This is a genomic window from Anaerostipes hadrus ATCC 29173 = JCM 17467, assembly GCF_030296915.1.
In the GTDB taxonomy this organism is placed as follows: Bacteria; Bacillota; Clostridia; order Lachnospirales; family Lachnospiraceae; genus Anaerostipes; species Anaerostipes hadrus.
In genome coordinates, this window is the sequence record NZ_AP028031.1 from 2,208,773 (window position 1) to 2,221,845 (window position 13,073).

General features: G+C 38.0%; 14 protein-coding genes. 3 read left to right on the forward strand and 11 right to left on the reverse strand.

Features of this window, described 5'->3' with window-relative positions; translation table 11 throughout:
• Positions 1 to 1,251, reverse strand: coding sequence for an amidohydrolase family protein (locus QUE18_RS10600; protein ID WP_009203640.1), 1,251 nt, complete (start codon positions 1,249 to 1,251; stop codon positions 1 to 3).
• A gap of 44 nt (positions 1,252 to 1,295) precedes the next feature.
• Positions 1,296 to 2,135, reverse strand: a complete 840-nt coding sequence (locus QUE18_RS10605) for a purine-nucleoside phosphorylase (RefSeq protein WP_022092133.1) — start codon at positions 2,133 to 2,135, stop codon at positions 1,296 to 1,298.
• A gap of 182 nt (positions 2,136 to 2,317) precedes the next feature.
• Here QUE18_RS10605 and QUE18_RS10610 point away from each other — a divergent pair, with 182 nt between their 5' ends.
• Complete coding sequence (locus tag QUE18_RS10610) at positions 2,318 to 3,034, forward strand: LytR/AlgR family response regulator transcription factor (RefSeq protein WP_009203638.1); 717 nt, start codon at positions 2,318 to 2,320, stop codon at positions 3,032 to 3,034.
• Positions 3,035 to 3,180: 146 nt separating this feature from the next.
• Complete coding sequence (locus tag QUE18_RS10615; protein ID WP_242852720.1) at positions 3,181 to 4,365, forward strand: sensor histidine kinase; 1,185 nt, start codon at positions 3,181 to 3,183, stop codon at positions 4,363 to 4,365.
• Between the two features lie 9 nt (positions 4,366 to 4,374).
• On the opposite strand, the gene rplT is transcribed toward QUE18_RS10615, so the two are convergent.
• The 9 genes from rplT to QUE18_RS10660 all read right to left on the reverse strand — a co-directional run bounded on the left by rplT (position 4,375) and on the right by QUE18_RS10660 (position 11,920).
• A complete protein-coding gene (gene rplT, locus QUE18_RS10620; protein WP_008393261.1) occupies positions 4,375 to 4,731 on the reverse strand; it encodes a 50S ribosomal protein L20 in 357 nt (118 codons plus the stop codon).
• 29 nt (positions 4,732 to 4,760) lie between these two features.
• Positions 4,761 to 4,958 carry a 50S ribosomal protein L35 gene (rpmI, locus tag QUE18_RS10625; protein ID WP_008393260.1) on the reverse strand — a complete coding sequence of 66 codons (198 nt, stop codon included), beginning with the start codon at positions 4,956 to 4,958 and terminating at the stop codon, positions 4,761 to 4,763.
• Positions 4,959 to 5,014: 56 nt separating this feature from the next.
• Complete coding sequence (gene infC, locus QUE18_RS10630; protein ID WP_009265545.1) at positions 5,015 to 5,512, reverse strand: translation initiation factor IF-3; 498 nt, start codon at positions 5,510 to 5,512, stop codon at positions 5,015 to 5,017.
• 244 nt (positions 5,513 to 5,756) lie between these two features.
• Positions 5,757 to 6,692: an Ig-like domain-containing protein gene (locus QUE18_RS10635; protein ID WP_009203634.1), complete on the reverse strand. Its 936-nt coding sequence runs from the start codon at positions 6,690 to 6,692 to the stop codon at positions 5,757 to 5,759.
• A 92-nt stretch (positions 6,693 to 6,784) separates the two neighbouring features.
• Complete coding sequence (locus tag QUE18_RS10640) at positions 6,785 to 8,005, reverse strand: Ig-like domain-containing protein (protein ID WP_009203633.1); 1,221 nt, start codon at positions 8,003 to 8,005, stop codon at positions 6,785 to 6,787.
• 17 nt (positions 8,006 to 8,022) lie between these two features.
• A complete protein-coding gene (locus tag QUE18_RS10645) occupies positions 8,023 to 8,739 on the reverse strand; it encodes a polysaccharide biosynthesis tyrosine autokinase (RefSeq protein WP_009203632.1) in 717 nt (238 codons plus the stop codon).
• 1 nt (position 8,740) lies between these two features.
• The gene (locus tag QUE18_RS10650; RefSeq protein WP_009203631.1) at positions 8,741 to 9,463 is read right to left on the reverse strand and encodes a YveK family protein; all 723 of its coding nucleotides are present in this window, start codon (positions 9,461 to 9,463) and stop codon (positions 8,741 to 8,743) included.
• Between the two features lie 23 nt (positions 9,464 to 9,486).
• Positions 9,487 to 10,197: a CpsB/CapC family capsule biosynthesis tyrosine phosphatase gene (locus QUE18_RS10655; RefSeq protein ID WP_009203630.1), complete on the reverse strand. Its 711-nt coding sequence runs from the start codon at positions 10,195 to 10,197 to the stop codon at positions 9,487 to 9,489.
• A 127-nt stretch (positions 10,198 to 10,324) separates the two neighbouring features.
• Positions 10,325 to 11,920, reverse strand: a complete 1,596-nt coding sequence (locus QUE18_RS10660; protein WP_009203629.1) for a peptide chain release factor 3 — start codon at positions 11,918 to 11,920, stop codon at positions 10,325 to 10,327.
• Positions 11,921 to 12,122: 202 nt separating this feature from the next.
• On the opposite strand from QUE18_RS10660, the gene QUE18_RS10665 reads away from it, so the two are divergent.
• On the forward strand, positions 12,123 to 13,007 hold the full coding sequence (locus QUE18_RS10665) for an aldose 1-epimerase family protein (RefSeq protein ID WP_040344274.1): 885 nt from the start codon (positions 12,123 to 12,125) through the stop codon (positions 13,005 to 13,007).
• Positions 13,008 to 13,073 lie beyond the last annotated feature (66 nt).

A 13,073-nucleotide genomic window follows, 5' to 3' on the forward strand; every position in this document is an offset into this window, starting at 1 on the left:
TCAGATCTCGCTCATGATCCTCTGCGTAATCTCATTCGCTTTTTCATAAATGTGAGCCGCATCTGTTCCAATAAAGAATTCGCCATCTTCATACAGAATCTTTCCTGCGACCATTGTCATCTTGACATTCTGCTTACTTCCACTGTATACCAGATTCTTTCTGATATTGTGGATTGGCTGCATATTTGGCTGATGCAGGTCGATCATTATAAGATCTGCCTGCTTTCCTTTGACTAACACATCACAGCCTGAAAGATTCATTGCTTTTGCACCGCCTGTTGTTGCCATCTTTAATACCTCTGCTGCATCAACTGCACTCGCATCATTTTCCCGGTATTTGGCAAGTGCTGTGACAAGAAACATCTCGCGAAACATATCAAGACAGTTATTGCTTGCAGGTCCATCCGTTCCGATCGCCAGATCAATATTTCGTTTTAACATCTCCTCGATTGGAGCGATCCCGCTTGCTAATTTTAGATTCGAGGCTGGGTTGGTGATCACAGAAATCTGATGTCTCTTTACGACATCAAGATCTTCTTCGCTCATATGAACACAGTGGTACAACCCTCCTCCATATTCAAACAGCCCTAGCTGTTCCATATATACCGTTGGTGTCATACCTGTTCTCTCGACGCACTGTGCCACTTCTGAGGCACTTTCTGAGTTGTGGGTATAGATAGGTGCATGGTACTTCTTAGAAAGCTCTGAGATGCCTTCTAAGATTTCTCTCTTGGTTGTATATTCTGCATGGAACCCCAGTTCATAACTGGTAAGTCCATCTTCTTTATGGTACTTCTCATACCAATTCTCTACTTCTTTCACAGACTGGGTAAAATCATTCACTGCTCCAATAACAGTCGTCCGAAAACCACAATCCTCAGATGCCTGGATCATCGTATCTGGTGTCAGATACATATCCGCATTGGCGGTGATCCCGCTTGTTAAATATTCCATGATGGCAAGTTTGGATAAATGATAGATATCATCCGGTGTTAACTTGGCTTCATATGGGAACACCTGATCATTTAACCAGGAAAGCAGCGGCATATCATCTGCATGAGATCTTAAAAATGTCATCGCGGAATGTGTATGGGCATTCTTAAATCCAGGCATGATCAGATTGCCTTTTGCATCAATCTGTCTCTCCCATGCGATCTTTGCCGCTTCTTCTTTATTCTCCGGTCCGACATACTGTATTTTATGATCTGAGATCCAAATCTCTCCATCAAAGATCTCTTGATCTTCCTGCATGGTTAAAATTCTTGCATGGTAGATTCTTATCATTTGATCACCTCTTATTTCTTCAGACTCTTCCCCATTCTACAGATGCATTCTGTTACTAGTTTCTGGAATTTTGGAGCTGCACGATCTGCACTTTGCTGAACTTCTTCGTGTGTCAGTGGTTTCTTACTGATTCCGGCAGCAGGATTCGCAATACACGAAATTCCACAGATCTTCATTCCCATATGATTTGCCGCGATTGCCTCACAGGCAGTACTCATTCCAACCGCATCTGCACCGATGGCTTTACACATCCTGATTTCTGCCGGAGATTCAAAATTAGGACCTGGAAGCTGGATATAAGTTCCTTCTTTAAGATCGATCTGCAGATGATCCGCACTTTTTCTGATCACTTCTTGTAATTCTTCATCATAAATATGACTCATATCCGGAAATCTTTCTCCATATTCTTCGATATTCGGCCCAATTAATGGAGATGGTACAAAACTTGCAATCTGATCCGTGATCATCATAAAGTCACCCGCTTCAAATCCACGATGAATCCCACCGGAGGCATTTGTCAAAAACAAGATCTCTGCTCCCATCATCTTCATCAGTCGAATCGGCAGTACAACATCACTCATGGAATATCCTTCATAATAGTGAACTCGTCCTTCCATGATCATTACTGGAATATCTTCTACGTAACCAAGTACAAATCTTCCTTTATGTCCCTGTACTGTAGAAACTGGAAATCCTTTGATCTCATGGTAATCGATCACAGTCTCAATCTTGATCTTCTCCGCATAATCTCCAAGACCGGAACCTAAGACCAATGCGATCTGTGGTTTAAACTCTGTCATTTCATTTACTTGTTTATAACATCTCTTTACTTTATCATATATTTTATTCATATTATTGATCTCCTTCCTGCCAGTTCTTTTTCTTACATTATGACACATTTTTGTACAAAATGAAATGCATTCCACACACATCCTATTGTTTACAAAAATTATAGTTCCCATTTCTTGCTTTCCATTCATTTGCAAGTTATACTCAAAGGAACCCCAATTTCCCTACAACAAGGAGTACTAATATGAAGTTAGCAATCGTTGATGATAATAAATTAGAACAGGAGCTCATTTTCAACACTCTTCGTACTTATGAACATGAAAGAAACATCTCCCTTGATATTTCTTCTTATAGTGATGGTAATTCTTTTTTGAATACCTATGTCCCTGGAGATTTTGATCTGATCTTTATGGATATTTATCTAAATGAACTGAACGGGATCGATATTGTACGCAAGATCCGTCAGATGGATTCCAAAGTGATGATCGTATTCTTAACAACAAGTAAAGAACACATTTTTGAAGCTGCCTCTTTTCATTTTTTTGATTATATTTTAAAGCCTTTTGAATCCACACAGATCTTTCATGTACTTGATGATGCTTTAGCGCTTCTTCCTGAGCAGGAAGCTGAATTATCTTTTGAATATCGTTCTTTTGATGTTCATTTTCCATTATCAAAGATTCAATATATTTACTCAAATAATCATGAGGTGATCATTCATACAACGAATGGAACACATGTTTTCCGGCTTCCTTTTTATTCTGTCACAGATCATCTGGATGATTCAAGATTTCTTCAGTGCAATCGTGGAATCATGTTGAATATGGACTATATTAAGACGATGGAATCCGATTACTTCGAAATGACAGATTCAAAGTGTTTTCCGATTAAAACGAAAGGACGCAAGCAAATCCGAGAGCAATATATCAAATACCAGTTTTTGAAACTTGAGGAGGCATGATCTTTTATGACTTTTTATGATATTTTTACATATTTATCTACATTTACAATCATCATTCCACTGGCAGTTTTTTGCCTGTTTCCAGTAATCAATCATCTAAAGACTCCGATCCGCCATCTGCTGATCAAGATCAGCCTTGTTTTTGTATGCTATTTTGTTCTGTTGATCATTCCGTATATGATCTTTCAACAGGATCTGGGCAATATTCTTATATTCCTTGCTGTGCCTGTGTTCTTTTATCTATTTCAAAAAGAAACGAACCTGCTGCTTCCTGCATCTCTCTTTGTGTTATGCTGACTGCATGTTGTCTTGGTTCTCTTTCTTATGTTATCTATCATACATTCGGTGTCATCTTTCATCCACATGGACAAAGTACAGAATTTTATCCAGAATCCATGATCGCACAACTGATCTTTCTGGTTTTCGCCGATATCATCTTATATAAACCTGCCAGAAAATATCTCGGCTGGATGGTTACGAATTTCCACAATGCCTTTGTCTGGCGGATTGCGTGTATTTTCCCATGCTGTTTTACTTTTCTCGTTTTTACTTATATTCCACACAATTATTATGATATTTATACCTATCATGATCTACATGTTTACTTTTCCATGATGCTCACTTTACTGGTCTTTGTATTTCTTTTATATGTCTTATTTTATACTATCATCCACAGTTATGTAGAAAATCAGTACATATTGGAAGAACAAAAGATTCTGGAGATTCAGGCAAAAGAATACTCCCAGCTTTCCCAACATGTACAAGAGACAAGAGGAATCCGCCATGATTTTCGTCATCAGATCACTGTTATCTCTGGATTGTTAAATCAAGGAAATTATGAAGAATTAAAGGAGTATCTGTCCCAATATGAATCATCTATTTCTTTACAGACTAAGATCTACTGCCGTCAGCCCGCTGTAAATGCCATTTTATCGCATTATGATCTTTTATGTGAACAAGATAAGATCAAAACAAAATTTGCCGTTGATTTTCCAACGCTCTCTCCAATCTCTTCCGTTGATTTTTGTATTGTTCTTGGAAATCTTTTAGAAAATGCTTACCTTGAATGTAAGACATTACAGAAGTATGAGAAATTCATCCATCTCAAAGCCAGACAGACTTCTCCTGGTGCTTTTGTTCTGCTCATCGAGAGCCCTTATGAGCATGAGATCAAAAAAACAGACAGTGGCTTCTTCTTATCCTCTCGCCGCAAAAACTGCGTCGGTACAGGTCTTAAATCAGTCACTGCCATATGTAAAAAATACGATGGCCATCTGTCTATTAAGACTGATAACCACCGCTTTAAAGTCAAGATGTTTTTACAATGTTAATTCTATTGATTAAGCTAATTTTTCTTTTGCTACGTCAACTAAAGCTTTGAATGCTTCTGGTTCGCTGATCGCCATCTCAGATAACATTTTTCTGTTGATGTCAACACCTGCTAATTTTAATCCGTGCATGAATTTGCTGTAAGAAAGTCCGTTCATTCTTGTAGCAGCGTTGATACGTGCGATCCATAACTGTCTGAACTGACGTTTTCTCTGTTTTCTTCCTGCGTAAGAACTTGTTAAAGCTCTCATAACAGACTGTTTTGCTACTCTATACTGTTTAGATCTAGCTCCTCTATATCCTTTAGCCAGTTTTAATACTCTATTGTGTTTTTTCTTTGCGTTCATTCCGCCTTTGATTCTTGCCATTGCTTACATTTCCTCCTTAACGATCCATCTTACAGATATGGTAAAATCTTCTTCATGTTCTTTTCATTTGTTGCATCTGTCATTGCAGCTTTTCTTAAATTTCTCTTTCTCTTAGGAGATTTCTTTGTTAAGATATGGCTTTTGTATGCCTTATTTCTTTTTAATTTTCCTGTTCCTGTCTTTTTAAATCTTTTTGCAGCTGCTCTACATGTCTTCATTTTTGGCATGGTTATTTCCTCCTTAATCCTGCTTGTATCTACTCATATTTGAATATCTTAAACTCCTAGTTGTTCTTTGGAGCTAAAAACATTGTCATGCTTCTTCCTTCAAACTTTGGTTTCTTATCGATGGTGGCTACATCTTCTAATGCTTTCGCAAAATCATCTAGGATATACTTGCTTGCATTCACATGAGCAAGTTCTCTTCCTCTGAATCGAAGTGTGACTTTCACTCTCGCACCTTTTGCAAGGAATTTCTTTGCATGATTAATCTTTGTGTTTAAGTCGTTTGTGTCAATGTTTGGTGACATGCGGACTTCTTTCACATCGATGACTTTCTGTTTCTTCTTTGCCAGCTTTTCTTTTCTTGTCTGCTCGTATTTGTACTTACCGTAATCGATAATCTTACAAACCGGTGGTTTTGCCTTTGGTGAGATCTTGACAAGATCTAATCCTGCTTCATCTGCTAACTTCTGTGCTTCCCTTGCGGACATAACTCCAAGCTGCTCGCCATCATTCGCGATCAGACGTACTTCTTTATCTCTGATCTGTCCGTTAATCATTAAATCGCTAATAATTACACCTCCATGATAATTAAAAAAGTGGATAGTTATAAGACTATCCACATAAAATTCAAGCATGATCACGAAATATCATATTCTTAAATATTAACCCAAGTCACTTCCTAATCTATCATATGTGCTAAGGTGAGAGTGGATACTCTTCTTTGTTGTTTCTGTTGTTCTTCACAACTTTTGACATTATATCATGCTTTCATTTTTATTGTCAAGTATTTTTCTTATCTTTTTATTTTTCTACATTGAATGTCACTTTGTTATTCAACGCTTTATAAAATGTCAGCTGATATCTCTGGGCATCCGCTAATACATCATAATCTTCACCAGTTTCAATGATCTTGAAATTAATGATGTTCGCCTTTCTCGCACTGTCTTTGCTCACTGCTACACCATTACGTTCGTCTGCAAATCCTTTGACATTCGCCAGCATATTAAATTCTGTTTTGATGCTATCCACTTTATAAGAATATTGTTTTCCTGTTTGACTTGTAAAATAGATTGTGACGGATCCCCAGTTTGGATTAAATGTAAATGTTGTCTTGCTTCCAGATGTTTCACTGCATACATCATCAAATCCATCATATACAAAAACATCAACATCTTTTGTGCAGATCTTTCCTGATCTTGCAGCGGTAGAAATCTGAATTCTGCTGTATCCGCCTTTTTTAGCTGTCACTTTTCCTTTGCTGTTAACCACTGCTACCTGTGGATTACTGCTCTTATAAGTCAGAGTTTTTGATGCCATCTGTTTTCCTCCAGGTAAAGCTGTTGCTTTGATCTGGTCAGTGTTTCCTGTCTTGTAGAAATTGATCGTCTGTGCAGATGAAAGTTTGATCCCTGTCGCTGCTTTTCTTACATATACAGTGATCTTCTTTGTTTTCACTCCAGAAGCTTTCATTGTGATCTTGGCAGTTCCGTATTTCTTTCCTTTGATCACACCCTTTTTATTTACTGTCGCTACAGATTTTTTGGATGTCTTATATGTGATCTTTTTCTTTTTCCCAACTGTTTTTGCATTTAATTTTAAAGTTTTTCCAACAAAAACCGTTGCCTTGCTTCCTGTTGATGTTTTGATATATGCTTTTTTGGCAGCTTTCGCATTTGTTGGCATGATCATGCAGGAAACTGCAAGCAACATCAGCATCGTCATTATCTTTTTCTTCATGTTCCTGATCCTTCTTAAATAGAAAATTCTTTTATAGAAAAAGAATCCTGGAGGAAAGCTCCTCCAAGATTCCTTTATCACTCAGCAATTGATTATTTTGCTACATACTGTGTAATTGTTAAATCTTTTGCTTTGTCTGCTGGTAATTTTACTGTGTATTTACCATCTTTTGCTGTTGCAGAAGCAATAACTTTTCCAGCTGCATCTTTTACTACGATGTTTGTAGCGTTTTTGTCGCTTGTTACAACGTATTTAGCACTTGTAGCTGTTACTGTACCGTCTTTTGCTACTGTAACTTTGATGTTGTGGTTCTGACCTTTTTCAGATTTTGCTGCAACAGCGTATTCTGTATCAGATACTTTTGTAACTGTTGCTGTGTATGTTCCATCATAGTTAGATGTACCTTTGATCGTAGCTGTCTTTGTAGCACCTTTACCATTAGCTGATAATACACCTAATGTAAAGTTTTCTTTGCTTTCCCATGCTTTGAATCCAGCTGCTGGATCAGCAATATATCCTAATGCTTCTTTAACCTGTGCTGCAGAGATCTCAACTGTCTGTTTTCCACGAGTTAAAACGTATTTTTCAGCATTAGCAACTAATCCTGTATATTCAGCTGTGTTATCTTTTACAACTGGTTTTACAGTTTCAGGTGTTACAACTTTTGCAGGTGTTGGAGCTGCTTTTACTGTTACTGTAAATTTAGCTTTCTTACCTTTTGCATCTTTACATGTTGCTGTAATTGTTACCTTACCAGCTTTTTTTGCAGTTACTTTACCTTTAGAAGTTACTGTAGCTACTTTCTTGTTGCTAGATTTGAATGTTACAGCTTTTGTAGAAGCTTTCTTTGGTGAGTAAGTTGGGTGAAGAGTGAATTTCTTTCCAGCTGTTACTGTTTTCTTTGTCCCCTCTTTGAATTTTAAAGTTTTAACAACTTTACCAACTGTAACCTTTGTTGTAGCCTTTGCTTTTTTGTTGTTTTTAGCAATTGCTGTGATCGTTACTGTACCTTTTTTCTTTGCACGGATGATACCATTCTTAGAAATAGTAGCAATCTTTTTGTTGCTTGTTTTGTACTTTAACTTATAAGTTTTAGCACTTTTTGGTGAGAATTTCAGGCGTGTCTTTGCATTCATCCAGTGTCCTGGTGCACTGATCACATACCCTTTCTTCTTAAAAGATAATTTCTTTACCTTTTTTGTTGCTGCACTAACATTAGCTGTTTTTGGTGCTTCTATTACTGCGACAAGTCCGAAAGCCATAACTGCGGATAATCCACAAGCTGCTGCTTTCTTGATGATTTTGTTACTCATACTTACATTCCTCCTTATTAAGTATTTTGGTGATTTTTTTCCGTATCTGACTCACCGTAATATGAATATGAATATTTATACTCATAATTACCATAAGCACCGATACGCTCATCAACTTTATTTAATACAGCCCCAAAAATACGAACCTCGCCCCTCTTCAACTGCTTGATGACATCTTGAACAATCTTACGTTTGATCACTCCCTGCTCGATCACGATGACTGCTCCATCTGTATATTTACCGATGATCACAGCATCAATGACAATACCTAGCGGTGGTGTATCAATGATCACATAATCAAACATATCCCTAACTTTCTCAATGAATTGTTCAAACTGTTCAGAATCCAGAATGCTTGTTGGATCTGGTGACAGCGGACCAGCTACTGTAATACAAAGTCCCTCAACTTCTGTCTCATAGATGATATCTTCCACTTCTGCCTGTCCTGTCAGATAATGGCTTAATCCTTTATCAATTCCCTGTATATGATATCTGGCTACCATTACTGATTTTCTTAAGTCAGCATCCACCATCAGTATCTTCTTTCCACTTTCTGCAAGTGTTCTTGAAAGGCTCAGAGAAACAGAACTCTTTCCTTCGTTCAGAACACTGCTTGTCATTGTGATCACTTTAATATCTTTTCCGCAGAAGGCTAAGTTCGTCTTTAGCTGGTTTAGTCCTTCTACCATACGATAATCGTTGATCTCTGGAAGATCCATTACTAATTTCTTCATCTTATTCCCTCGCCCTCTTTACTTTCTTTGTTCGCTTTGTAGTTCCCTTTACCAAAGGTAATTGCGCTAAAGTATTAATTCCAAGATATTTCTCAATATCTTCTTCTTTCAGAATCGTATCGTTCATCAGATACTGAATCACAATGGCTGCTGCCATCAATATAAATCCAAGAACTGCTCCGATCAATACATTCTTCTTAAGACTTGGGCTGTCTGGTTTGTCTGCCTTATATGCCTTTTCGATGATCGTTGGTGATTTCACGTCCATCTTCTCTGCAACTGTCTTCGCTGTTACTTCTGCAAGATCCTGTGTGATGCTCTGTGCAAGTGCTGCATCCTTATCTGTTATCGTAATCTGCATGATACGTGTATCAGATGGATTCTCCACCGTGATCTTATTCTCTAATTCTTTATAATCCATATCAAGCTTCAGATCTGCAATCACCTGTTCAAGGACTGGTCTTGTCTTAACAATTACCATATAATCCTGTGTTAACTGAGTACCCATTGTAAGATCTGTAAGCTGTGAAAATCCACCCTTCGAAACAACATAAAGCTGTGCTGTAGAAGAATAGATCGGTGTCATCGCAAACTTCGTGATCAATCCTGATGCACCTGCAAAGACGATTGCTGTCAACAAAATCCAAACGATCTTCTTCTTCAATGCCAAAAACATTTCCCTTAAATCAATCTCGATCTCATCATCATTCTCTAACTCGTACATAGATGTTTTTATCCTTTCTTTAATTAAATACTTTTCCCCTCAAGCATTCTCCTTGGATTCTCATAAAGAATCTGGTCCGCATGCTTCTTCCGTACAACTTCTGCTGCCGGTTTCATATTTGGTCTTCTTGTCCGGAAATCGTGACAATCCGTTCCAAGGAAATGAACCAGTCCTTCTTTCATAAGTTTCTTACAAAAAGATGCTCGTTTATCAAAAATTCCTCCGATCAGACTTTCCGCATTTATCTGAATATATGCACCTGTTTCGATCAGTTCGACAATCTTGTCTACATGTCCGAAAACTGCTTTGTATCGCTCTACATGCGCAAGGATCGGAATATATCCTGCATATACAAAATCCTGAACCGCACGATATATATGCGAATAGGCATCTGATGTTGCAAACTCTACTAAAACATAACGAGTCCCATTCATCGTCAATGCTTTCCCTTGTTTCAGATCTGAAACTGTCCCTTGCTGATAATATAATTCGCTCCCAAGGTATAGCTGAATCTCTGGATAATACTTGTATGCCTTCTCTCTGATCGCCTCAAACTTCTCTCTCAATACTTCTGTATCCGGATATCCAAACTTCGGACCGTAATGCGGAGTCAGTATTACCTGATCCACGCCTTGTTCCCGTTCTTCATCCAACAGTCCCATTGAATCATTGATGTCCTTTGCTCCATCATCAACTCCATATAATATATGTGTATGAATATCTATCAACGCCATAACAATCTCTTTTCTAAGTCTGATATTTATATTATTTTTGATAACTTAAGAAATATACTAATATAATATATCACCTTTATTCTCAAGTTACAATGCTTTTTCTTACCAAAAAGCAATACAATTTATACTATTCTTTGCTGAACTCAACTAACTCTAATCCCTCATTACGATCAAGTACAAACTGGATTCCCCATTCATTCTTAAATAACAACAGTGGATTTCCTCGCATATCTTTGACTTTCTTAACTTCAGATACACCACGTAATTTGTTCATATCCGTGTTGCGGTCTTTGATCCAGCGGATTGCCTGATATGGCAATGGTTCTAAACGGATCTCGCAGTTGTATTCATTTTCCAGACGGTATTTTAAGACATCAAACTGAAGTGTTCCTACAACTCCGACGATGATCTCTGCAAATCCTGCTTCATGTTCCTGGAAGATCTGGATAGCACCTTCCTGTGCGATCTGTTCTACACCTTTCACAAACTGCTTACGCTTCATAGAATCTAACTGGATGACTCTTGCAAAATGTTCTGGTGCGAACGTTGGGATTCCTTCATATTCAAAGTCATCTTTTGGAAGGCAGACAGTGTCTCCGATAGAGAAGATTCCCGGGTCAAATACTCCGATGATATCTCCTGCATACGCCTCTTCTACGATCTTACGTTCCTGTGCCATGATCTGCTGTGGCTGGGAAAGCCTCATCTTTTTCTTACTCTGTACATGTTTTACTTCCATGTTCGCTTCGAATTTACCGGAACAGATTCTCATAAATGCAATTCTGTCACGGTGGTTTTTGTTCATATTTGCCTGAATCTTAAAGACAAACGCTGAAAAACCATTTTCCACAGGATCTACTTCTTCTCCCTTGGATGTTCTTGCAAGTGGTCTGTTTGTCATCTTCAGGAAATGCTCTAAGAATGGTTCTACACCAAAGTTTGTAAGTGCTGATCCAAAGAATACTGGAGATAGTTTTCCCTGATGTACTTTCTCCATATCAAGATCTGCTGCCGCACCATCTAACAATTCAATTTCTTCCATCAGATTCTCATAGAAATCTTCTCCGATCAGATCTACTGCATTATCATCATCTGCTGAAATGATCGTTTCTTTTGCTTCTTTTGCACCACCTGTGGAGACTGCCTCGAATCGTAAGATATTTCTTGATGCACGCTCGTATACACCCTTAAATTCTTTTCCACATCCGATCGGCCAGTTGATCGGACATGTCTCGATCCCTAAGACTTTCTCGATATCGTCTAACAGATCGAAAGTATCCTTAGCTTCACGGTCCATCTTATTGATAAATGTAAAGATCGGGATATGTCTCATAACACAGACCTTAAATAACTTGATCGTCTGTGGTTCGACACCCTTGGAAGCATCGATCACCATGACGGCACAATCCGCTGCCATCAGTGTACGATACGTATCTTCTGAGAAATCCTCATGTCCTGGTGTATCAAGGATATTGATACATTTTCCTTCATATTCAAACTGTAATACAGAAGAAGTGACAGAGATACCTCTTTCTTTTTCAATCTCCATCCAGTCAGATACTGCATGTTTGGAGTTTGCCTTTCCTTTCACAGACCCCGCTGTATTGATTGCTCCTCCATATAAAAGGAACTTCTCAGTCAACGTTGTCTTACCGGCATCCGGATGAGAAATGATCGCAAAGGTTCTTCTGCGGCCGATCTCCTGCTCAATACTGTTTGCCATAATCTTTTTCCTCTTTTCTATTTTTATCTATTATTTTACATTTCTACGCATACTTAGTCATATTATCACACCACTTCTTAAATTTCTACTGATTCTTTATAAAAAATATGCTTTTAACTATTGCTTTTCCCAAGAAACACAAGTGTTTTTCGATGTTAATTCGTGGTATAATGATTCTATATTAAATCTAGGAGGATATCTCATGAGCAATACAATCTTACGCAATGAAAATGTATCTGTCACTTTAAAATCTCTTGGTGGGGAACTGACTTCTATCAAAGATGCTTCTGGTACGGAATATCTCTGGCAGGGAAACCCTGACTTCTGGAGCGGACAGGCACCTGTCTTATTTCCGATCGTTGGATGTTTAAGAAATGGAACTGCAACCATCGGTAATTCTAAGACTTGTTCTTTTGGCCGTCATGGTCTTGCAAGAAAATTAGAATTTACTTTGGTTTCTTCTTCTGAAACTTGTGCTGTTTATTCTTTGAAAGCGGATGATTCTACAAAAGAACAGTATCCTTATGATTTTGAACTCCAGATGATCTATGAATTAACGGATCATGGAGTGAAAGTCAGTCATAAGGTGATCAATCATGGGGACATCGTTATGCCTTACTGTATTGGCGGTCATCCTGCATTTAACTGTCCAGTGTATGAAGGGGAGAATTTTGAAGATTATATCGTGGAATTTGAACAACCGGAAACTGCTGCCTGTGCACAGCTTACAGATGATGGTTTGATCAATAACAACGATCGTATTCCTGTTCTTGATCATGAAACTGTGATCCCTGTAAAACATTCTTTATTTTACAAGGATGCTTTGATCTTTGATCAGTTGAAATCACGCACGGTTGCATTAAAACATAAGGAAAGCGGTCATGGTATCTTAGTTACTTTCCCTGATTTTGATTATCTGGGTGTATGGTCTAGTGCAAATGATGGACCTTTTGTTGCTTTGGAACCTTGGAGTGGAACTTCTACCTGCAGTGATGAGGATGATGTGTTTGAACATAAAAGAGGGGTGCGATTCTTGGAGTCTGGAGAACATGAAACTTTGAGTTTTGTGATTGAGATTTTGATTTGAATGTAGTTGATTAATAATTGCAAAAAAGCAGCAACATCACCAACCTATGTAGAATCTTGGAATTTA

Excerpts from the sequence above, each read along its gene's own strand:
- QUE18_RS10645 (WP_009203632.1), bottom strand. The coding sequence starts at position 8,739 with ATGAAGAAATTAGTAATGGATCTTCCAGAGATCAACGATTATCGTATG.
- QUE18_RS10655 (WP_009203630.1), bottom strand. The coding sequence starts at position 10,197 with ATGGCGTTGATAGATATTCATACACATATATTATATGGAGTTGATGAT.
- QUE18_RS10600 (WP_009203640.1), bottom strand. The coding sequence starts at position 1,251 with ATGCAGGAAGATCAAGAGATCTTTGATGGAGAGATTTGGATCTCAGAT.
- rplT (WP_008393261.1), bottom strand. The coding sequence starts at position 4,731 with ATGGCAAGAATCAAAGGCGGAATGAACGCAAAGAAAAAACACAATAGA.
- QUE18_RS10650 (WP_009203631.1), bottom strand. The coding sequence starts at position 9,463 with ATGTACGAGTTAGAGAATGATGATGAGATCGAGATTGATTTAAGGGAA.
- QUE18_RS10610 (WP_009203638.1), top strand. The coding sequence starts at position 2,318 with ATGAAGTTAGCAATCGTTGATGATAATAAATTAGAACAGGAGCTCATT.
- infC (WP_009265545.1), bottom strand. The coding sequence starts at position 5,512 with ATGATTAACGGACAGATCAGAGATAAAGAAGTACGTCTGATCGCGAAT.
- rpmI (WP_008393260.1), bottom strand. The coding sequence starts at position 4,958 with ATGCCAAAAATGAAGACATGTAGAGCAGCTGCAAAAAGATTTAAAAAG.
- QUE18_RS10660 (WP_009203629.1), bottom strand. The coding sequence starts at position 11,920 with ATGGCAAACAGTATTGAGCAGGAGATCGGCCGCAGAAGAACCTTTGCG.
- QUE18_RS10640 (WP_009203633.1), bottom strand. The coding sequence starts at position 8,005 with ATGAGTAACAAAATCATCAAGAAAGCAGCAGCTTGTGGATTATCCGCA.
- QUE18_RS10635 (WP_009203634.1), bottom strand. The coding sequence starts at position 6,692 with ATGAAGAAAAAGATAATGACGATGCTGATGTTGCTTGCAGTTTCCTGC.
- QUE18_RS10605 (WP_022092133.1), bottom strand. The coding sequence starts at position 2,135 with ATGAATAAAATATATGATAAAGTAAAGAGATGTTATAAACAAGTAAAT.
- QUE18_RS10665 (WP_040344274.1), top strand. The coding sequence starts at position 12,123 with ATGAGCAATACAATCTTACGCAATGAAAATGTATCTGTCACTTTAAAA.
- QUE18_RS10615 (WP_242852720.1), top strand. The coding sequence starts at position 3,181 with ATGCTATTTTGTTCTGTTGATCATTCCGTATATGATCTTTCAACAGGA.